This is a genomic window from Acinetobacter sp. CY17, assembly GCF_059515825.1.
In genome coordinates this window covers 1-18,664 of record NZ_JCAKMX010000010.1, presented here as the reverse complement: position 1 = coordinate 18,664, position 18,664 = coordinate 1, and the positions used below count along the sequence as shown (strand labels likewise).

Annotated in this window: 23 protein-coding genes; 14 read left to right on the top strand and 9 right to left on the bottom strand. The window is 41.9% G+C overall.

The genetic code is table 11. From position 1 onward, the window contains the following. The first annotated feature begins 49 nt into the window (after window positions 1-49). On the top strand, window positions 50-385 hold the full coding sequence (locus AC5YCI_RS08730; RefSeq protein WP_496129427.1) for a hypothetical protein: 336 nt from the start codon (window positions 50-52) through the stop codon (window positions 383-385). 34 nt (window positions 386-419) lie between these two features. Here the strand turns inward: AC5YCI_RS08730 and lnt are convergent, their stop codons facing one another. Further along, a complete protein-coding gene (gene lnt / locus AC5YCI_RS08725; RefSeq protein WP_496129428.1) occupies window positions 420-1,979 on the bottom strand; it encodes an apolipoprotein N-acyltransferase in 1,560 nt (519 codons plus the stop codon). Continuing rightward, on the bottom strand, window positions 1,976-2,815 hold the full coding sequence (locus AC5YCI_RS08720) for a CorC family transporter (protein WP_496129429.1): 840 nt from the start codon (window positions 2,813-2,815) through the stop codon (window positions 1,976-1,978). The genes lnt and AC5YCI_RS08720 overlap by 4 nt, the downstream gene beginning before the upstream one ends. A gap of 157 nt (window positions 2,816-2,972) precedes the next feature. On the opposite strand from AC5YCI_RS08720, the gene tusA reads away from it, so the two are divergent. Further along, window positions 2,973-3,224, top strand: a complete 252-nt coding sequence (gene tusA, locus AC5YCI_RS08715; protein WP_496129430.1) for a sulfurtransferase TusA — start codon at window positions 2,973-2,975, stop codon at window positions 3,222-3,224. A gap of 176 nt (window positions 3,225-3,400) precedes the next feature. On the opposite strand, the gene AC5YCI_RS08710 is transcribed toward tusA, so the two are convergent. Beyond that, entirely contained in the window at window positions 3,401-5,113 is a 1,713-nt protein-coding gene (locus tag AC5YCI_RS08710) for an electron transfer flavoprotein-ubiquinone oxidoreductase (RefSeq protein ID WP_496129431.1), read from the bottom strand. A 184-nt stretch (window positions 5,114-5,297) separates the two neighbouring features. On the opposite strand from AC5YCI_RS08710, the gene AC5YCI_RS08705 reads away from it, so the two are divergent. From AC5YCI_RS08705 to AC5YCI_RS08685, 5 genes are all read left to right on the top strand, one after another. Further along, window positions 5,298-5,909, top strand: coding sequence for a DUF1285 domain-containing protein (locus AC5YCI_RS08705; RefSeq protein WP_496129432.1), 612 nt, complete (start codon window positions 5,298-5,300; stop codon window positions 5,907-5,909). A gap of 40 nt (window positions 5,910-5,949) precedes the next feature. Then, window positions 5,950-6,813, top strand: a complete 864-nt coding sequence (gene murI / locus AC5YCI_RS08700) for a glutamate racemase (RefSeq protein WP_496129433.1) — start codon at window positions 5,950-5,952, stop codon at window positions 6,811-6,813. 45 nt (window positions 6,814-6,858) lie between these two features. Beyond that, window positions 6,859-7,887 (top strand): DUF4062 domain-containing protein, encoded by a 1,029-nt coding sequence (locus AC5YCI_RS08695; protein ID WP_496129434.1) that lies wholly within the window; start codon window positions 6,859-6,861, stop codon window positions 7,885-7,887. A 63-nt stretch (window positions 7,888-7,950) separates the two neighbouring features. Beyond that, window positions 7,951-8,970 carry a ferrochelatase gene (gene hemH / locus AC5YCI_RS08690; RefSeq protein ID WP_496129435.1) on the top strand — a complete coding sequence of 340 codons (1,020 nt, stop codon included), beginning with the start codon at window positions 7,951-7,953 and terminating at the stop codon, window positions 8,968-8,970. A 9-nt stretch (window positions 8,971-8,979) separates the two neighbouring features. Then, complete coding sequence (locus AC5YCI_RS08685) at window positions 8,980-9,624, top strand: MBL fold metallo-hydrolase (RefSeq protein ID WP_496129436.1); 645 nt, start codon at window positions 8,980-8,982, stop codon at window positions 9,622-9,624. A gap of 329 nt (window positions 9,625-9,953) precedes the next feature. Here the strand turns inward: AC5YCI_RS08685 and AC5YCI_RS08680 are convergent, their stop codons facing one another. Continuing rightward, window positions 9,954-10,139, bottom strand: a complete 186-nt coding sequence (locus tag AC5YCI_RS08680; protein ID WP_496129438.1) for a DNA gyrase inhibitor YacG — start codon at window positions 10,137-10,139, stop codon at window positions 9,954-9,956. Between the two features lie 81 nt (window positions 10,140-10,220). On the opposite strand from AC5YCI_RS08680, the gene AC5YCI_RS08675 reads away from it, so the two are divergent. Beyond that, window positions 10,221-10,862 carry a class I SAM-dependent methyltransferase gene (locus tag AC5YCI_RS08675; RefSeq protein WP_496129452.1) on the top strand — a complete coding sequence of 214 codons (642 nt, stop codon included), beginning with the start codon at window positions 10,221-10,223 and terminating at the stop codon, window positions 10,860-10,862. Between the two features lie 3 nt (window positions 10,863-10,865). Beyond that, window positions 10,866-12,056, top strand: coding sequence for a TIGR03862 family flavoprotein (locus AC5YCI_RS08670; protein ID WP_496129439.1), 1,191 nt, complete (start codon window positions 10,866-10,868; stop codon window positions 12,054-12,056). Here AC5YCI_RS08670 and AC5YCI_RS08665 read toward each other — a convergent pair. Together AC5YCI_RS08665 and AC5YCI_RS08660 are read right to left on the bottom strand one after the other, a co-directional pair. Beyond that, the gene (locus AC5YCI_RS08665; protein WP_496129440.1) at window positions 12,050-12,586 is read right to left on the bottom strand and encodes a hypothetical protein; all 537 of its coding nucleotides are present in this window, start codon (window positions 12,584-12,586) and stop codon (window positions 12,050-12,052) included. The two genes, AC5YCI_RS08670 and AC5YCI_RS08665, sit on opposite strands and share 7 nt — an antisense overlap. A 22-nt stretch (window positions 12,587-12,608) precedes the next feature. Beyond that, on the bottom strand, window positions 12,609-13,385 hold the full coding sequence (locus tag AC5YCI_RS08660; protein WP_496129441.1) for a class I SAM-dependent methyltransferase: 777 nt from the start codon (window positions 13,383-13,385) through the stop codon (window positions 12,609-12,611). A gap of 120 nt (window positions 13,386-13,505) precedes the next feature. Between AC5YCI_RS08660 and AC5YCI_RS08655 the strand changes: the two genes are divergently transcribed. From AC5YCI_RS08655 to AC5YCI_RS08645, 3 genes are all read left to right on the top strand, one after another. Then, on the top strand, window positions 13,506-14,771 hold the full coding sequence (locus tag AC5YCI_RS08655; RefSeq protein WP_496129442.1) for a hypothetical protein: 1,266 nt from the start codon (window positions 13,506-13,508) through the stop codon (window positions 14,769-14,771). A gap of 116 nt (window positions 14,772-14,887) precedes the next feature. After that, window positions 14,888-15,082 carry a hypothetical protein gene (locus AC5YCI_RS08650; RefSeq protein ID WP_496129443.1) on the top strand — a complete coding sequence of 65 codons (195 nt, stop codon included), beginning with the start codon at window positions 14,888-14,890 and terminating at the stop codon, window positions 15,080-15,082. A gap of 75 nt (window positions 15,083-15,157) precedes the next feature. Beyond that, entirely contained in the window at window positions 15,158-16,111 is a 954-nt protein-coding gene (locus AC5YCI_RS08645; RefSeq protein WP_496129444.1) for a 2-hydroxyacid dehydrogenase, read from the top strand. A gap of 26 nt (window positions 16,112-16,137) precedes the next feature. Here the strand turns inward: AC5YCI_RS08645 and AC5YCI_RS08640 are convergent, their stop codons facing one another. The 3 genes from AC5YCI_RS08640 to AC5YCI_RS08630 form a co-directional block, all read right to left on the bottom strand. Further along, window positions 16,138-16,566: a hypothetical protein gene (locus tag AC5YCI_RS08640; RefSeq protein ID WP_496129445.1), complete on the bottom strand. Its 429-nt coding sequence runs from the start codon at window positions 16,564-16,566 to the stop codon at window positions 16,138-16,140. 232 nt (window positions 16,567-16,798) lie between these two features. Further along, window positions 16,799-17,188 (bottom strand): hypothetical protein, encoded by a 390-nt coding sequence (locus AC5YCI_RS08635; RefSeq protein WP_496129446.1) that lies wholly within the window; start codon window positions 17,186-17,188, stop codon window positions 16,799-16,801. An 86-nt stretch (window positions 17,189-17,274) separates the two neighbouring features. Beyond that, window positions 17,275-17,718 (bottom strand): YaaC family protein, encoded by a 444-nt coding sequence (locus AC5YCI_RS08630; protein ID WP_496129447.1) that lies wholly within the window; start codon window positions 17,716-17,718, stop codon window positions 17,275-17,277. 172 nt (window positions 17,719-17,890) lie between these two features. Here AC5YCI_RS08630 and AC5YCI_RS08625 point away from each other — a divergent pair, with 172 nt between their 5' ends. Further along, window positions 17,891-18,226 (top strand): transposase family protein, encoded by a 336-nt coding sequence (locus AC5YCI_RS08625; RefSeq protein ID WP_496175437.1) that lies wholly within the window; start codon window positions 17,891-17,893, stop codon window positions 18,224-18,226. Further along, window positions 18,174-18,644, top strand: a complete 471-nt coding sequence (locus AC5YCI_RS08620) for a transposase family protein (RefSeq protein ID WP_496129748.1) — start codon at window positions 18,174-18,176, stop codon at window positions 18,642-18,644. Before AC5YCI_RS08625 ends, AC5YCI_RS08620 begins: the two co-directional genes overlap by 53 nt. Window positions 18,645-18,664: the final 20 nt, after the last annotated feature.

Here is an 18,664-nt window from a genome sequence, read left to right as displayed (position 1 = left end):
AAAATCGCATAATGTCCTCAAGGCAACATTTTTGACTAAGGAGGATGGAATGAAAGCATTAATTTTGTCGGATGAAATCAACCAATTCCATTGGTCAATGTTAAAGTCGGTACTACTAGTATTAAGCTTATTACCGATGAGCCAATTATTTTTAAATTTATGGCAAAGCACTGAAGGCAGCAGCCAAATTATGCTGGGATTTTTTGCGATTAGCTTATTTAGCGCTTTAACCTTATTAAGTTTTTGTTTTGCGCTACAGGCTACAGTGACCAAGCTTGAGCACGCTGAAGTGAGCCGCTTTGAACAAGCTGTGGTGCAGTTATATCGTTATGTACCTATGTTGTCTTTGGCAACGATGTTGTCCTATTTAGCGTTACAAGCATAAAAAAAACCGAGGCCTAGACCTCGGTTTTGAGTATTTAGCGTCGTGATTTAAACGACACATCGACTGTTTTGGGGCGGAATATCCAACCTAAAATCAGCAATAACAATGACAAGATTAAAATAGGCCAATCACTTAAACGGTTATATAAGGTTTGACCTTGTATGGCAGGTAATTCACCACGTAACACAGTACGTTGATCCATTGCGGCTTGCTTAACAATCTGACCTTCATGGTTAATGATGGCTGTGACCCCTGTATTGGTCGCGCGAATAAACCAACGCCCATTTTCTTTGGCACGCATTTGCACCATTTGCAAATGTTGCAGCGGGCCCGCAGTGCCTGTAAACCAAGCATCATTAGACACAGTCACCAAGAAATCACTTTGGCTCGCGTTACGACGGGTTAAATTTGGATAAGCCACTTCGTAGCAAATTGCCGCACCCAAGTTTTGCTGCTTAATTTTAAGTGGCACTTGATCACTGGCACCACGGCTAAAGCCACTCATAGATGGGTCGTTTTGCAAGGCAGGAAGGACCCAACTGAGTAAACCAGACAATGGAATATATTCACCAAAAGGCACTAAACGTTGTTTTTTATATAAGCCTTCTGCTTCTGCACCTGAAGCCATAATACTGTTATAAAACATGGGCTGTGCTTGGCGTTTTGATTCAGCTAAATCCCAATACGGAATACCTGTGACCCAAGCTGTGCCGGTATTTTTGGCTTGCTGCTGCATAAGCTCTAAAAAGGGCTGGATATCGGTTTGGAACATTGGAATCGAAGATTCTGGCCAAACAATCAGATCACGTCCCCATTCTGTGCGGCTTAAATCGGCATAAATACTCAAAGTTTTGCCTTGGTATTCGGTGAGCCATTTTAAGTCTTGCGGAATATTGCCTTGAACTAATGAGACAGAAAGCGGTTTTGTGGCTTTTTGCTCAACAAATTCAATTTGGCTGGCAGCCCAAGCACCCAATAATAAAATGGCTGATGGAATCACCCAAATCAAGCGTTTACGACATAGCTCGACCAAAGCACAGGCTAAAACAATCACCACAAAAGACACACCAAACACACCAAACAGCGGTGCATAGCCATCTAAGAAATAACCGGTAAAGGCATAACCGGCAAACAGCCACGGAAAACCAGTGAAGACCCAAGTTTTCGCCCATTCAAACAGCACCCAAAGTGGCGCAAAGGTTAATGGGGTTTCTGGGAAGAAACGACGGTAGCTCCAAGCTTGAAAAGCACTAAATAAGCCCATGACGATCGCCATAATGGCAATCATTAAAATGGCCAGTGGTGCGGCAGTATCACCATAGACATGGATTGAGGTGTAGAGCCAAAAAGCACCTACAAACCATAAGCCAATCCCGTAGCTTAAACCAATAGCAAAGGCATGTTTGGCAGAGCGTTTATGTAAGGCCGCATACAATAAAGCCGGTGACAGCAGTGCAATATACCACTGCTCAAAGGGTGCTAATGCAAGGCTAAAAATGGCACCAGCAAATAGCGCCAGTAATAATGGATAAATCAGCGGCAATGCTTTTTTCTGCTCTACATCACGCGCTAATTTTGTAAAATAAGCTCTCATTGACGCACAGCCTGAATTAACTGAATGCTACGTGCATCGGCTTGTAAAATGGTAAATTGCCAATCATCAATTTGGATGGTTTGACCCTGTAAATCGCTCACCAAACCAATTTCTTGCAGTAATAAGCCGCCCATGGTTTCCACTTCATCATCTGGGAATTGGGTATCGAGCATATTGTTAAAATACTCAATTGGGGTTAAGGCTTGTACTAACCATGTATTAGCAGTTTTGGGATCTTGATCTGGCACAATATATTCTGATTCTGGATCAGCTTTATCGTGTTCATCTTCAATCTCACCGACAATTTCTTCTAAAATATCTTCTAAAGTCACCAAACCTGAAGTACTGCCATATTCGTCAATTACAATAGCAATATGGGTTTGGGTGTTTTTAAGCATACGTAACACTTGGTCAGAACGTGCGCTTTCTGGCACAAACAATGGCTGACGCATTAAGGCATGCACATTAATGTTTGGATTTGGGTGGATCAAAAACGGCAATAAATCTTTGGCCAATAAAATCCCGACCACATTGTCTGGTTGATCAACAGAAAACACAGGAAAACGTGAATGCGCTGATTCAACCAAAACTGGCAAAATATCGATGAGCTGATCATCTTCTTGTAGGCTGACAATCGCAGGGCGCTGGGTCATGACTTCGCGAATTTTAGTCGCAGGTAAGTCAAGAACACCTTCTAGCATTGCAACTGTGTCGGGCTCTAAAAAACGACGTGAATCTTGTACTAATTTTAGCAATTCATCGCGGGTTTCTGGTGCGGTACCTAACCATTTACGTAAACCGCGCATACCCCACGATGGGCCTGATTCCTCGTGCATGATCTTTCCTAAAGACTCTTAATATCAAAAAAACATAATTTTAATCATACCGAAGAAAATACGCTTGTCTATGTATAAACATGCCTGAAGCGCGGCAGAATTTAACTTTGTCTGAGATATGTTAAAATAATTCAGGTTTTTTATTCTGAGCGTCAGCATGGCCGATCTTGTTCCCAGTATTCAACTTAATACCCGCGGTTTACGTTGCCCTGAACCAGTGATGATGTTGCATCAAGCGATTCGTAAATCTAAATCAGGTGATGTAGTGGAAGTATTTGCCACGGATAACTCAACCTCTTGGGATATTCCAAAGTTTTGTATGCACTTAGGTCATGAGCTGTTATTACAAGAAGAGCGCTTAGATGAAAATGGCAATAAAGAATTTCATTATTTAGTGCAAAAAGGCTAATTGGCTGTGTAGTCACAAACAAAAAAATCCCTGCACTTGGCAGGGATTTTTTTATGTATGTGCAGAGTAGAATTCTACTCAATGCGAATTACATATTTGGGTATGAGAAGCAATGCTTCGCAAGGTTACCCTAACATTACATGTTAGGGTATGAGCTCGCGTAAGAACTAGCCGAATTACATATTCGGATAGTTTGGACCACCGCCACCCTCAGGTGTTACCCAAGTAATGTTTTGTGATGGGTCTTTAATATCACAAGTCTTACAATGTACACAGTTGGCCGCGTTAATTTGGAAACGCTTAGAACCGTCTTCATTGTCCATGATTTCATAAACGCCAGCAGGGCAATAGCGCTGTGCAGGTTCATCCCATTTTGGTAAGTTTACATTGACAGGAATCGAGGCATCGGTCAGTTTTAAATGCGCCGGTTGATTCTCTTCGTGCACCGTATTCGATACAAACACTGACGATAAACGGTCAAAAGTCAGCTTACCATCTGGTTTTGGATAGTTCGGTTTAAAGTTCACCGCATCGACAGTTTTCAGTGCGCTAAAGTCAGGCACTAAGTCATGTAAAGTAAATGGTACTTTAAATACGTTTTGATCGATGAAGTTAAATGCACCACCGCCAAAGGTACCAAATTTATGCATCGCAGGGCCAAAGTTACGCGCACTGTGCAACTCTTCTTTCAGCCAACTGTTGTTAAATTTGTCGGTATATGCCGTTACTTCTTTAATAAAGAAATCTTCGCCTTCAGTGACACGGGCAATGGCTAAATCACCGCCTTTTTCTACACCAGCAGCAATCGCTTCAAAGACGGCTTCACCACACAGCATGCCTGATTTCATGGCGGTGTGTGAGCCTTTAATTTTGGCAAAGTTTAAGAAACCTGCGTCATCACCAATTAAACAACCACCTGGGAAGGTGAACTTCGGTAGTGAGTTTAGACCACCTTTGACTACAGCACGCGCGCCATAAGAAATACGCTTACCACCTTCTAGGAATTGCTTAATCAGCGGATGGGTTTTCCAGCGCTGCATTTCCATAAATGGATACATGTGTGGGTTTTGGTAAGAAAGATCGACAATCATACCCAAGGTCACTTGGTTGTTTTCTGCATGGTATAACCACCAACCGCCTGAAGAGCCAGTTTCAGTTAAAGGCCAACCTGCACCGTGCATTACAGTACCGGCTTTATGTTTGGCAGGATCAATTTCCCACAGCTCTTTAATCCCAATACCGTAATGCTGCGGATCGGCATCTTTGTCTAAATTAAATTGCGAAATTAAACGCTTACCTAAATGACCACGGCAACCTTCAGCAAATAGAGTGTATTTGGCATGTAATTCGTAACCTGGCATAAAGTTATGCGTTGGTTCGCCATCTTTACCAATGCCCATGTCGCTGGTTTGAATACCTTTTACCGTGCCATCTGCATGGTACAAGATTTCAGAGGCAGCAAAGCCTGGGAATACCGATACTTCTAACTCTTCAGCTTTGGTATTTAACCAACGCACCACATTACCGAGTGAAATGACATAGTTGCCATCATTGTGCATGGTTTTTGGCACCATCCAATGTGGCATTTCTTGTGATTTTTCATCAGAGAGTAAGAAATACGTTTTATCTTCTGTTACTGGAACATTGAGCGGTGCGCCTTGTTCTTTCCAGTCTGGGAACAGTTCATTCATGGCGCGTGGTTCTAACACTGCGCCTGATAAAATATGTGCACCGACTTCGGAGCCCTTTTCCACGACACAAACGGACAAATCGTTTAGGTTATTTTCAATTGCAAGTTGACGAATTTTAATCGCAGCAGAAAGGCCAGCAGGACCTGCACCAACGATGACTACGTCAAACTCCATCGATTCACGTTCGATGTGTTCCATGTAGGACTCCTCATATAATTGACGGGTGGCAACCGATGATTTCCTTAATCGGCGCTGCCATGAGTGTGCTTAATACTTCGGCATGATGATGATCATACCTTGATTGTGGGTTAGTATAGTTTTAAACCGAGTTCTAGCCAATTGGCTGAATCCTATTATTTTTACGTCAGACAGGTATTTAACTATGGAAAATCAAAATAATTCCAATCATCCGACGCAAAATCCAGTCAACTCTGATAATAAAAACTTAAATTCAATAGCACAATACGCAAAAAGTGCACAGGTGGGTCACAAAAAGTCAATTCCCCCTGTAGACACTTGGCAACCAAAACGTTGTGGATCAATGGATTTGACTGTAAAAGCCAATGGTGAATGGTGGCACGAAGGTCAATTAATTAAACGTAAGGCCTTAACGGACCTGTTTGCCAGTGTGCTTTGGAAAGAACAGGGTAAGTTTTATTTAAAGACCCCAGTCGAGCAGATTGAAATTCAGGTTGAAGATGAACCCTTGTTTATTCAGTCGGCTTGCCAAGTGGACATACAGGGCAAACGCTATATTCAACTCATCAGCGACCATGAAGATGAAATTATTGTTGATTCAGAGCATGCCATTTTTATGCGCGATTACCAAGGTGAGATGCGTCCTTATGTGCATGTACGTTTTGGCATTAATGCCTTAATTGGTCGTGCGGCATTTTTCCATTTAATTGAAATGGGCGAGCTGAGTGAAAACGAAGAGGGCGCTACAATTTTACAGCTACAAAGTGGTGATTTACGCTTGCAATTACAAAGTTGAGGTTTAAGCTTGTCAGATTATTTCTCGCATTTTACTGGCTATGAGCACGCGTTATCCTCTACCTCCTTTAACTCATCCCATGCCTAAAGCATCTAATGATGCACCGATTGGGATTTTTGATTCAGGAATTGGCGGATTATCGGTCGCACAAGAGATCGCACGCTATTTACCCAGCGAACGCATTGTCTATTTCGCCGATACAGCCCATGTGCCTTATGGACCACGCTCTGACCAAGAAATTCGCGAGCTGACCGCGCATGCCATTGAATGGTTATATCGTCAGGGCTGTAAGGTCGCTGTGGTGGCCTGTAATACTGCGTCTGCCTTTAGTTTGGATTATTTACGTGAGCATTATGGCGAAAATTTTCCAATTATTGGCTTAGTGCCTGCACTTAAACCTGCGGTTTTACAGACAAAAACTAAAAAAGTGGCTGTGCTAGCTACCCCTGCTACCTTTCGTGGCAAACTTATTAAAGAGGTCATTGCCCGTTTTGCAGACCCTGCTCAGGTCGAGGTATTACCGGTCACTTGTTTAGATTTAGTGCCTTTTGTTGAAGCAGGGCAGCAAATGAGTGCAGCATGTTTAGAAACTTTGCAAGCCTTGTTAACCCCAGTGGTGGATCAGGGCGCGGATCATTTGGTTTTGGGGTGTACCCATTATCCATTTTTAAAACCAGCAATTGAGCAGCTTTTTGCACGGCGATTGAGCTTAGTTGATTCAGGTTTAGCTGTAGCACGACAAACTGCGCGAATTTTGATTAAAAATAGCTTATTAGCTGCGCCGCAGCAGACGACACCACGACTATGCTGTTATGTTAGTGGTCGTAATGCCAAACAATTGCAGCCAATTTTACAACACTTAATCACACCAGATATTAGCTGGACGATGGCTAACTTGCCTTAGTCAAGCAGCATAAAAATAACTACAGGCATGACACGGGGAGCAGGCATGCAAGACAAGCGTTATCAAGTCTTTATCGCAACTTCAGGGCCAGATATGCGCCCTGAACGGATGAGTTTGAGCCAAATTTTAATTGGGATGGGCTTTTTCTCGTGGGGACTTGAACAGCGTACACCATTGAGTACTGCCTTTGCACGTCGTCAAATCGATGAAAGTGATTATGTGGTGCTGTTGCTGGGTAGCCAATATGGTGAGCTGTCGGTGTCTGGGGTGAGTTACTTGCATCTAGAATATTTGTATGCCAAAAGCAAACATAAACCAATTGTGGTGGTGATGTATGAAGCGCCAGACAGCCGTGCCCCAGAACTACGTGAAAGTAAAGCCGATCTGCTTGAAAAATTTAGTAGCTTCCGTCAGCAACTGACCAATGAAAATGAGCATGTTTTTAGCTATCGCACACTACGCGATTTAGAGCTGGTGGTGCGTCAACAAATGCCACAAATGCTAGAGCGTTATCCTGCTATTGGCTGGGTACGTCCTGAAAGTACACAAAAATTACTGGATGAAATTGAAAAGCTCAAGCATCAACTCACCAAACTTGAAGTGGATCAAGGGCGCCGTGATGCAGATCCTGTGATGAATATACAAAAAGTGGCCATGCACGATGACTTCGAATTTGAATACCGTATTCATGCTTATCAAGATGGCAACTTTAAAGAATTAAAACTGCTGCGCAAAATGACATGGGCACAACTGCTCTTGGTCTTAGGTGAAACTTTTACACGTACGATGCCAGAAGAATATTTTAGTAAACGTTTAAATGATTATCTTAATGACACCGCGATGGATGAGGCGAGAATGCAAATGCCGCGAGTACATGCTGTGGCGCGAGCGCAAATTCACATTCGGGCTTTACATCATATTAAATCGCAAATGCGTCAGAATGAATGGATCAGCCCACATGGGCGCGATGAAAGACAACGTTTATTGTGGAAAATTACGCCTAAGGCACAAAAGCTTATCGAGAGTCGTATATTAGATAATCATCGTGTTTCTCAATTAAAATCCTCGAATTAATCCATATAGCACAGGCTCAAAAAACTGTTAAAGTAGGCTCACATTCATAAGGGTGCCCATGTCATGACGTCTGTACAAAAGCCAAAAGTGAGCATTATTGTTGCCAATTTAGGTACGCCAGATGCGCCGACCATTGCTGCGGTTAGGCGATTTTTAGCACAGTTTTTATCAGACCAACGTGTCATCGAGATTCCCAAACCCCTATGGCAAATAATTTTACGCCTGTTTATTTTACCGTTTCGTCCTAAACGCGTCGCTGAGGCTTATGCAAGTGTGTGGAAGCAAGACTCGCCCATGCGTGAAATTTTATTCAAGCAAGTCGAACAACTCAAACAACAACTGCCTGCTCAATTCCCTGAATTTGAGCTGAATATTGTGCCTGCCATGACCTATGGCAACCCAGGAATTACGCAGTTATTAGCGCAGTTGAGCCAAAACCCACAAGATCATGTGATCTTACTGCCGTTATTTCCGCAGTATTCAGCCACATCGACTGCACCATTGTATGATGCTTTAGCCAAATGGATGTTAAAGCAGCGCAATTTGCCGGGCATTAGTATTGTGCGCGATTATTATCAGCATCCTTTGTATATCCAAGCTTTGGCGCAAAGCGTACAAGAATTTAGAGCCCGCCATGGCAGTGCAGATAAGCTATTAATGTCATTTCATGGTATTCCACAGCCTTATGCGGATAAAGGTGACCCCTATGCCGACCGCTGTCGTATCACGGCGCAATTGGTGGCCAAACAGCTAGGTTTAGCTGATGATGAATGGGCGATCAGCTTTCAATCACGCTTTGGAAAGCAAGAATGGGTTAAACCTTATACCGATGCTTTACTACAAGATTGGGCAGCCCAAGGGGTCAAGTCGGTACAGATTATGAGTCCGGCATTTTCGGCAGACTGTTTAGAAACTTTAGAAGAGCTGGCCATTGAAAATGCAGAAAATTTTAAAGCGGCAGGTGGCCAAAGCTATGCCTATATTCCAGCTCTGAATACGCGTCATGATCATTTACAATTGCTAAGCCAATTGCTTCAAGCTAATCTTGAGGCCTTACGCCAGACACTGGCCATTTCGTCTTGAGGATTGCCCATGTTGCAAGTTCAAATTGTGCCGGTGACGGCATTTGCCCAAAATTGTTCGATCGTTTGGGATAAAGACAGTAAAGATGCCATTTTAATTGATGCAGGTGGCGAGCCAGAAAAGCTGCAAGCTGTGGTTGAAGAATTAGGTTTAAAGGTTAAAGCCTTATGGTTAACCCATGGCCATTTAGATCATGCTGGAGCGGTCGGTAAACTCAAAGCCTTATGGCAAGTCCCTGTCATTGGACCACATAAAGAAGATGCGTTTTGGCTAGATCAAATCCAAGAAGTGTCAGCGCGTTATGGTTTTCCAATCCCTGAAAAAGTAATAGTTGATCAGTGGCTTGAAGGCGGTGAAGTACTCACTTTAGGTGAAGAAAAGTTTGAAGTGCGTTTTGCACCCGGACATACCCCAGGGCATGTGATGTTCTATAACCAAAACTACGGTTTACTTTGGACAGGGGATGTTTTGTTTAAAGGTTCCATTGGACGTACCGATTTTCCACGGGGCAATCATCAACAGTTGTTAGATTCAATTGAGCGTGAATGTTTTAGCTTACCCGATGAAACACAATTTATTTCAGGGCATGGCCCGCTTTCAACCATTGGTTATGAAAAACAACATAATCCATTTGTAGCCAGCAAAGCAGGTTAAGTCAAAAGGCCAGTTGCACTGGCCTTTTTTAATTGTTGATTAACGGAATGGATGGCGAGTAATTTTCTTAATCTCTGTAAATACAAGCAATGCTGCACATTCGATTAAAGCTCCTATTACTAGACATAGCATATCACTGGCATATAGGCCAATGCCTAGGAAAAAAATCCCAAGCCCTATCAAGGCGACCAGTAAAAATTTTAACCCCCATGCTGTCATTTTATTTCCCCTCAATTATTATAAAAATTAAATTTTAAGAGGACATTGTCGACTAAATAAGCTGCATTTTCTAGCACTAATTATAATATCAATCTCATTTTTTACGCTATTTAGTGTTGGTTTTCGTCGGGGTCGCCTTGGGCTTGTGGGGCATCTTGAGTAGGTAAACGGTATTCATCATTGGCCCAAGCACCTAAATCAATCATTTTGCAGCGTTCAGAACAAAAAGGACGAAAGTCATTGCCTTGCCATGTGGTGGTTGTGCCGCAGCGTGGGCATTGCAGTGTGGTGGGCATAAGTTTCTCCGAGAAATAAGCAATAGATTAGGCAAATACGAGCACACTTGATAGACTTGTGCGGATTTTTCTAAGTTTGATCTGATTATGCCAATTCGTCAATTTCAAGCCCAACGTATGCGTGCACCACGTGACTTTCAAGCGATAAGCAATCACCCAATTTGTGTGGAAATTGGTGCAGGTAAAGGTAAACATGCTTTATTGTTTAGTGCCAGCCATCCACAGGAACAATTGATTGCCATTGAACGCACGCGCGAGAAATTCTTGGCCATGCAAAAGCAGCATCAACTTGAAGGTCAGCAGAATTTAACACCTGTACATGCCGATGCATTGCCTTGGGTGGTACATGCGTTATTTCCGCAGCAAGTGAAGCAATTCTTTATTTTATATCCAAATCCAGAACCGCATAACCCAGCACAGCGCTGGCTAAATATGCCGTTTTTTGAATTTTTATTGTCGCGTTTGCAGCCCGGTGGTCAGATTACTTTAGCCAGTAATATTCCAGAATATATCCAAGAAGCGCAGCAGCAATTGATTGAGGTGTGGCAACTGCCTTTTGTCAAAGAAAAAATTGCTGCTACATCGGCTCGTACCCATTTTGAAGTCAAATATTTACAGCGTGGGGAATTGTGTCAGCAGTTAATCATCACTAAGCCTGCGGATTACCGCACTCGTTTTGATGACTTTGCACCCTTACAAGGGCAAAACATGGTGACTGATTAAGCCATGAAACGCATTGCAATTATTGGTGCAGGCCCAGCAGGTTTAATGGCCGCAGAAGTCCTGAGCCAGTATGACTATCAGGTACAGGTCTTTGAGCAAAAGCCATCTGCCGCACGTAAATTTTTAATGGCAGGTAAAACAGGTCTTAATATTTCCCATGCTGAAGCGTTACCACAATTTATTGCCCGTTATGACCAAGCCGAGTGGCTGGCACCTTGGATCCAACGGTGGGATGCCACATGGATTCAAGATTGGATGCAAGGTTTAGGCATTGAATCTTATGTGGGGTCATCAGGGCGAATTTTCCCAATTGAAATGAAAGCTGCACCTTTGTTACGTGCTTGGCTTAAACGTTTAAGTGCAGCAGGGGTTGAATTTTTCTATCGACATCAGGTGAAAGCTCTACAAGATAAGAGTCTGAAACTGCATGATTTAAAACAAGATCAACTCCGTGTCGAAGAATTTGATGCGATTGTTTTAGCCTGTGGTGCGGTGTCATGGTCACAACTTGGCAGTGATGGAGCATGGCAAGAATGGCTCAGTCCAAACAGCATTGAACCCTTTCAGGCCAGCAATGCTGGGGTTGAATATCCGTGGTCTAAGTTTATGCAACCTGTTTTTGGTCAACCCTTAAAACGTGTTGAGGCATGGGTTAACCCTAGCGACAAAAGCACAGGGGATATTGTAATTAGCCATTATGGTTTAGAAAGTGGTTTGATCTATAAACAAGGTCGCGCGTTACGTGCCATGCTTAAAACTGGTTCAATGCAGCTGAATTTGGATCTAATGCCAGAGCTCAGTGTAGCGGAACTGGCGAAAAAGCTGCTCCCCAGTAAAAAGCAATCTCTTAGCAATGTTTGGCGTAAAGCCGGTCTAGACAATGCCAAAGCCAATCTAGTACGCGAATTGGTGGCTAAAACGCTTTGGCATGATGCTGAACAATTGGCCTATGCCATTAAACACTTAAGCCTAAATTTAACTGGCTTTCGTCCTATTGAAGAGGCGATCAGCTGCGCTGGAGGCGTGCGCCGTGAGGTACTGAATTCGCATTTGGCATTTCAGCAACAGCCGTATTTATTTGCTTGTGGTGAAATGCTAGATTGGGACGCACCCACTGGTGGCTATCTACTTACAGCTTGCTTTGCCACAGGCCGTGCTGCAGGCCAAGGTGTACACGCTTATTTGCATCAATAAGCTGTATTGCTTTGATGATATTGTGCTTGCCAGTGTTCTAATTGTTCATGCGCATGTAAAAAATCTCCAATCCCTTGCATTGGAATTTGCTGTTGGGTGAGCTGGGTTTGGCCGGAAATTTTATCGGCATATAGCTGATCTTGCTGCTCCCAATAGCGATACATAATGCCTTGAATATAACGGCCTTGCTCAGTTTTAAGGTGTAAATCTTTTAGCATCAGCAGCGCAGATTGAATATTGTCACGTTTACGCAATAAGGCAAAATCTTCACTTAAGCTGCCTGCTTGGCGCATCTGAATCAGTTCATCTTCAGTGGCATCACTCATGGCTGAAAAGCGTTGATCATAGTCGGTGAGGGTATTGAGATCATCGAGATCATCCGCGCTGAGCTCAAAGCTTTTTACATTTTGTGTGATGAGTTGTTGCATGACACTGTTTTGTGCCTTAGGGGGTTCTGGTTGTTCTTTACAGGCGGTTAGGTTGATGACTGTACCAAGTAACACCGGAATAATCAGGTACGCAATGTGCATCTTCAGTTCTCATTATTTTGGCTTAAGGCAATCTTGTAAAATGGTAGGCGAAGGTTTGGTAAGGGAAACAGATTTCCTCATGTGGCCGACGACCAGTATAGTCCAAGACAATTTTTTCAAATTGTTGTTTAAGTTGTTGTTGCTCATCCTGAGGCAAAGCAGCAATAAAGCTGGTGGAAAGTAGGCGTTTAGACACCACTTGTTCAACGCTACCTGTATGCTGCTGTGGAAATACTTTTAAGTTTACAATATCAAATAGATTTTGATTTTCAAAGACTTTTTCCCATTGGTCATCATGGTAACGTGGTGTATTCGCTTCTAAAGGGGCAATATGTTCTGCTAAAGCTTTGACCCAAGGTATGCGGCAATCACGCTGATTCCAAATTAAAGCCAAAGGTGCATTGGGTTTTAAAATACGTGCAATTTCTGCCAAAGAGGTAGGGTTGGCAAACCAATGAAAAGATTGTGCACAGATCACGGCATCTATACTTTGATCGGCTAAAGGTAAATCTTCACTTTTGGCTTGTATGCTCGAGATTTCAGGAAATTTTTGTCGCAATTGCGCTAGCATTTCAGCAATGGGTTCAACTGCGCTAATATGCGCAGTAATGTGCTGCAAATACGGTAAAAATTTACCAGTTCCTGCACCTAAATCGACAATATGGCTGTGGCTGCTTAAATTCAACTGTTGTAACAGCCAAGTGGTCATGGCATTGGGATAACTGGGTCGCACATTTTCATAAAGCACTGCTGCCACGCTAAATCCTTGTGCTGCGGCAGGATGCAATGATTGTGTCATATTTTGTGCTTTTTAATCTGATTGATATCTATAAAATAGCATTATTCATCGCGCTGACAAGTAGCTTTGCGGATTGTACCTTGGGAATAAAAATAAGCGCCTAACGCTTTGGGTTAACACATGGAAAAACAGATTATTTTTGAAGATCAGCATATACGCGTGATTTGGATGCCGGGTAGCTCTGAGCAATTGATCTTCTCGTTTGGTGATTTAATTACTCGAGCCAAAGGTAATAACATCAATGCTGAAAAGTCATTAGCCAAGTATCAATTTAATGTGATTGGTATTATGCCAAAAGAGCGTTCATGGTTTCCCGAGCAATCGATGCATGCCATGTTAGACGCAATTCGTCCGATTTTGGCCAAGTTTAAACAACATATCGCTTACGCAGGTTCTATGGGCGGTTATGCTGCCATTAAATATTCCAAAATGTTGGATTGCCAACGGGTTGTGGCTTTGGTGCCGCAGTACTCCATTGATCCACAGGATGTTGATGATCCGCGCTATAACATGTTCTTTCATCAAGAGAATAATCACAACATGCGTGTGCAGGCTGAAGATGTCTCCAGCACATGTGAATATCTGATTGTCTATGATCCCTATTGTGTTGAAGATCGTCGTCATTATGAAAAGCTCAAAGCCGTATTGCCCAATCTGCATACCCTAAAATTGCCTTTTACAGGCCATGATGCAATTGCGGTTTTGGCCAGCTCTGAGCTATTAAATGAGTTTTTAACTCATGAATTTGATGCCGAATTTTTCTATAAAAAAATGCGTCAAGTGAAAAAGAACAGTAAATTCTATTATCGTAAAGTCATTGAAAATTTACTGCCAAGGCATCGTTTTGCGTTGGGACGCATTTTAAAGAACAATCATTTAGCACTTGATCAGCAATTTTTTGACAGCAAACTCAAACAAAGTTTGGTACGTGAATTACTTAGTAATAAGCAAGTTAGTCAGCAAGATTTAGAAAAGCTCGGCATTAGCTTTAACTTGCCGCAAGAAAATCAAAATCATTTGCTTGATAGCTTTGGGCATGCCTTGGTATTTAATGTCATTAGTCAAAATATTGAAAGTTATACCTTTGATGCAATCGATTTAAACCATAAATTCTTAATTCCTATTTATGCGCAGCACAATGCCTTGGTTAGAATTTTGGTTAATGACGAGCCCTACTTAATTACCATGAATGATCGGCATATTATGAAGCTGTGTAAGATACAAGATCCTCTAGGTGTAGGCATGCATCCATTAATTTTAAAGAAATATAGTGATTACTATGTTTTAAGCTATAAACACTTGAATTTAAGTAGTAATGCCTTTGGTGCCACCGAATTTAGCGACAGCTTAAACGAGCACAGCCAGTTTGTGACCCAATTGGATTAAGCAGTAACTGTGCCATTTAAATTGGGACTATAGTCTAAAATTTAAGCACTTGCTTTTGTCTGCCAATGTCTTAAGATCAAATTGAGGTCATGAGCATGGCACATAAGGAGAGTGTAATGCCGCAGTGTATTTCAATGATGTGGGTGCTAGTGGTTGCTTGTAGTCCTAGTCTTGCCTTTGCAGAAAGTATCGCTGCAGCGGCATATATCACCATGGGCAGTGGTATTTTAGTGGTCATAGGACTTGCCGCTTATATCATTCGACAAATGCGTTATCTGATTCGTCAACATCACAATAAGCCTGCAGATTAAGCAGGCTTTTTAATGCTTGAATCTTAAGGCATAAATTGGCTTTAATAAGGCTCTCTCTTTGCCAAGGATAGCCCCATGCAGGCGGTATTTTTAGATTATCAATCTTTAGATCAACATGACCTAGATTTAACTGGGCTGGCTCAAGATTTTAGCCATTTAGCGTTATTTGCGGCAACCGATCCTGAGCAGGTGTTAGCGCGTATTCAACAAGCTGATGTCGTGATCAGCAACAAAGTGAAGATAGACGCAGAGATTTTAAAACAATGCCCACAGCTAAAACTGATTTTGATTTCTGCTACAGGCACTAATAATGTGGATTTAGCCCAAGCCAAAGCACAGGGTATTGTAGTATGTAATTGCCAAGCCTATGGCACAGCTGCCGTAGCGCAGCATACCTTAATGCTCATGCTTAATTTAGCCACTTCCTTTTTAAACTATGATCGTGCGGTACGGGCTGGAAAATGGCAACAGTCGCATCAATTTTGTTTACTGGATTTCCCTATTCTTGAGCTAGCAGGTAAAACTTTAGGTATTGTCGGTTATGGCGAGCTTGGTCAAGCGGTGGCGAAACTGGCCGAAGCATTTGGTATGCGCGTGTTGGTAGCACAATTACCGAATCGTCCACTACAACAACAGCGTGTGCCTTTGGCAGCGTTATTGACAGAAGTGGATTTTTTAACTTTACATTGCCCGTTAACTGATGAGACACGTGATTTGATTTCGAGTGAGGAACTTGAAGCGATGAAGTCATCGGCATTTTTAATTAACTGTGCGCGTGGTGGCATTGTTAATGAAGCTGCTTTAAAACAGGCATTGGTGAGTGGTCAAATTGCGGGTGCTGCAACTGACGTATTAACTGTTGAACCACCTGTTGCGGGCAATGTATTACTTGACCCGAGTATTCCAAATTTAATTATTACTCCACACAGTGCATGGGGCAGTGTTGATGCAAGACAGCGTATTGTGGAGCAAATGCGCGAAAACTTTGCTGCTTTTAAGGCCGGTCAGCCCATCCGCCAAGTCAATTAAGTTACGCCGTGCCCAGCACGGCTTTTTTAAGGGCTATTATTGGAAAAATAGTCATCTTCAATTTCGGCTGGAATTTGTTCAATAATAATGCGTGGTTCTCGGACATTGAGACGCGATAAATCCACTAACTGCGGAATATGAATGACGTTATGGGTAGATAAAGGCGCTAAATTGGCTGGGTGCTTTGCTATTTGCTTGTGTACCACTACGGCTTGTGCCTGCGGTATTTTTTGGGGTTGTGGCGCTTTAGGGGTAAGGGGTAAGCGAATCAAGTGTTGATTGACTGCTTGTAAATCTAGGCTGGGCTGTACTTGGGTTTGAGGGGCTGCAACTTGTGATGTATTAATGGGAGGCGCTAAAACGGTGGAAGATGGTAGTAATTTTTGTTTGGTTTTATACAGCAGCACCCGCATTAAATTGGGGTTATCGCCATAGCTAGGTTGCTGATATGCCATGTGGCTAGACGCAAAGCTTGGCGTTATAAGTGTGAGTGTGACCATACTCGTGAGAATCTGAGCTGCAAAGCGTAGTTTAAATATCATAGCCATTGATAAACGAAGAGCTTTTAAAATCACTGGAATTGTAAAGTTTTTAATAAAAATGTGATACAGATTTTAAAAATATTATTTTTAGTGATGTATATCTGTTTTATCCCTAAGCCAAAGCTCAGGGATAAAAGGATTTAGTTTATTGGCATTGCTTCAAAGCATCTTTATGGAAATGATTTTTAAGTGCCATAAAGTTAGCTTGTCTGTCTTGGTCGTAAAGATCAAATTTAGTGGCAGTACTGGTGCCATCTTTGGCAAAGACTGCTGAACCACCTGAAATTAAGCTATTGCCCGAGAATGACCATTGTTCTACGACTTTGCCGCCTTCCATAAAGCCAGTAAATTCAATCACGCAGTTGTCTTTGAGTTTGGTAAGTTTGGCTTTATTGTTTTTGGTATCAGGATAGACTTCGAGGTCTGTGACTTCTTGCAATACGCCAGCTTGCAGTTGTGGGATTTTTGGTGCAGAGGTACATGCAGTGATTGAAAGGCAAGTAAGACCTGTAAGTAGTAGCGTTTTTAGTTTCATAGCTCGGTTCTTGTTGGTTAGTTGTTAAGTTAAGTATAGGGAATTGAAATAAAAATGACTACTTCTTGTTAAGAACGCTATTTAACTTATATCGTACTCATTGGAGTAATAGAAGAAAAAGGCATGACACATTCTTTTTCTAATAAAATAGAACATAATTGATATAAAAATTGATTCGGGGAAAGATTAACAAATTCACTGACAACAGGTCTTAAAGTACCTTCTAGTAATTCATTTGCTTCATTAGGTCTATAACGTGCTACTGAGCCTAAATAAAACATACATAGTAATGTATATGCTAAATGTGGTAATTCAGGATTTTTTAAGTCAACATAATAACGATAACCTGTATTGGTTAAAATTGGAACAATATCAAATTTACAGTAATCTTTTAAAATATTTTGATAGATCGTATTAACATTATCTTTAGTAAAAGATTTTCTTCGCTTTGAACGATAAACTATTTTACCCTCACGCGGTAAGCCATTTATAAAGTATTTCTCTCGTTCATTTTTTAAAAACTTATTCATATCAACTTTAGTTTTTTGCTCATTAGATCTCTTTCATAAATCAAAAAATGATCTTCTTTTTGATTAATATTTGCACTCCATATTTCTTGACATTCGTGCATAATCTGCGGATGAAATACATCGATTCAAACAAGCTTTCTGATCCTCAGTTCAAGCGATACACGGGCATCTCATGGTCAACCTTCTATTTGATGGTTGTGCAATTGCAGAAGCATGTCCCTGCCAAAGGCAGACCACCCAAGTTAAGCCTGGAGGATCAGGTTCTGCTCTGTTTGAGCTATTGGCGGGAAAATACCGAACCTTATTTCACGTTGCGACGAGTTACGGGGTTTCAGAGCCCACAGCCTCAAGAATTGTCCGTCATGTTGAAGACTGCCTGATTCGGTCCAATCTTTTTAATTTACCTAAAGATTTACCCGAGGGCAAAGGCATAGACTGGAATGTGGTGATCGTGGATGCCACAGAAATTCCAATCCAAAGGCCTAAAAAAACAGAAGAAAAGCTATAGCGGCAAGAAAAAGACCCATACCTTTAAAGTACAGGCCATGATTCACTACAAGACTCAGCAAATTCTGAGTTTATGTACCAGTCGTGGTGCTGTACATGATTTCGAGCTCTTCAAACGCAATTTAAACCAGATTCCTTCAGGAGCCTTTGTTCTTGCAGATAAAGGTTATCAGGGGATTTATACTTTGTATCCCAATAGCCTGTTGCCCTTAAAAGCCAAAAGACGCTGTAAATTGGATCCTGAACTAAAAATCTATAATCAGGAAATCAATAAAAGAAGAATAGCAATTGAGCATGTATTTGGCAGCCTGAAAACCTTCAAGATCCTTGCGGAACGTTATCGCAATAGAGCTAAAAGACTTGGTTTGAGATTCAATCTAATTGCTGGAATTTATAACTTGGAGCTGAGTAAAAAATGATTTATGAAAGAGGTCTATTA

Bases quoted from the DNA above. Each gene is read 5' to 3' on its own strand.
- AC5YCI_RS08665 (WP_496129440.1), bottom strand. From the start codon at position 12,586: ATGCACATTGCGTACCTGATTATTCCGGTGTTACTTGGTACAGTCATC.
- AC5YCI_RS08655 (WP_496129442.1), top strand. From the start codon at position 13,506: ATGGAAAAACAGATTATTTTTGAAGATCAGCATATACGCGTGATTTGG.
- AC5YCI_RS08640 (WP_496129445.1), bottom strand. From the start codon at position 16,566: ATGGCATATCAGCAACCTAGCTATGGCGATAACCCCAATTTAATGCGG.
- AC5YCI_RS08730 (WP_496129427.1), top strand. From the start codon at position 50: ATGAAAGCATTAATTTTGTCGGATGAAATCAACCAATTCCATTGGTCA.
- AC5YCI_RS08620 (WP_496129748.1), top strand. From the start codon at position 18,174: ATGCCACAGAAATTCCAATCCAAAGGCCTAAAAAAACAGAAGAAAAGC.
- AC5YCI_RS08680 (WP_496129438.1), bottom strand. From the start codon at position 10,139: ATGCCCACCACACTGCAATGCCCACGCTGCGGCACAACCACCACATGG.
- AC5YCI_RS08660 (WP_496129441.1), bottom strand. From the start codon at position 13,385: ATGACACAATCATTGCATCCTGCCGCAGCACAAGGATTTAGCGTGGCA.
- AC5YCI_RS08630 (WP_496129447.1), bottom strand. From the start codon at position 17,718: ATGAATAAGTTTTTAAAAAATGAACGAGAGAAATACTTTATAAATGGC.
- AC5YCI_RS08670 (WP_496129439.1), top strand. From the start codon at position 10,866: ATGAAACGCATTGCAATTATTGGTGCAGGCCCAGCAGGTTTAATGGCC.
- AC5YCI_RS08705 (WP_496129432.1), top strand. From the start codon at position 5,298: ATGGAAAATCAAAATAATTCCAATCATCCGACGCAAAATCCAGTCAAC.
- AC5YCI_RS08720 (WP_496129429.1), bottom strand. From the start codon at position 2,815: ATGCACGAGGAATCAGGCCCATCGTGGGGTATGCGCGGTTTACGTAAA.
- AC5YCI_RS08625 (WP_496175437.1), top strand. From the start codon at position 17,891: ATGGTCAACCTTCTATTTGATGGTTGTGCAATTGCAGAAGCATGTCCC.
- AC5YCI_RS08645 (WP_496129444.1), top strand. From the start codon at position 15,158: ATGCAGGCGGTATTTTTAGATTATCAATCTTTAGATCAACATGACCTA.
- murI (WP_496129433.1), top strand. From the start codon at position 5,950: ATGAGCACGCGTTATCCTCTACCTCCTTTAACTCATCCCATGCCTAAA.
- hemH (WP_496129435.1), top strand. From the start codon at position 7,951: ATGACGTCTGTACAAAAGCCAAAAGTGAGCATTATTGTTGCCAATTTA.
- lnt (WP_496129428.1), bottom strand. From the start codon at position 1,979: ATGAGAGCTTATTTTACAAAATTAGCGCGTGATGTAGAGCAGAAAAAA.
- AC5YCI_RS08635 (WP_496129446.1), bottom strand. From the start codon at position 17,188: ATGAAACTAAAAACGCTACTACTTACAGGTCTTACTTGCCTTTCAATC.
- AC5YCI_RS08695 (WP_496129434.1), top strand. From the start codon at position 6,859: ATGCAAGACAAGCGTTATCAAGTCTTTATCGCAACTTCAGGGCCAGAT.
- AC5YCI_RS08650 (WP_496129443.1), top strand. From the start codon at position 14,888: ATGCCGCAGTGTATTTCAATGATGTGGGTGCTAGTGGTTGCTTGTAGT.
- AC5YCI_RS08685 (WP_496129436.1), top strand. From the start codon at position 8,980: ATGTTGCAAGTTCAAATTGTGCCGGTGACGGCATTTGCCCAAAATTGT.
- AC5YCI_RS08710 (WP_496129431.1), bottom strand. From the start codon at position 5,113: ATGGAACACATCGAACGTGAATCGATGGAGTTTGACGTAGTCATCGTT.
- tusA (WP_496129430.1), top strand. From the start codon at position 2,973: ATGGCCGATCTTGTTCCCAGTATTCAACTTAATACCCGCGGTTTACGT.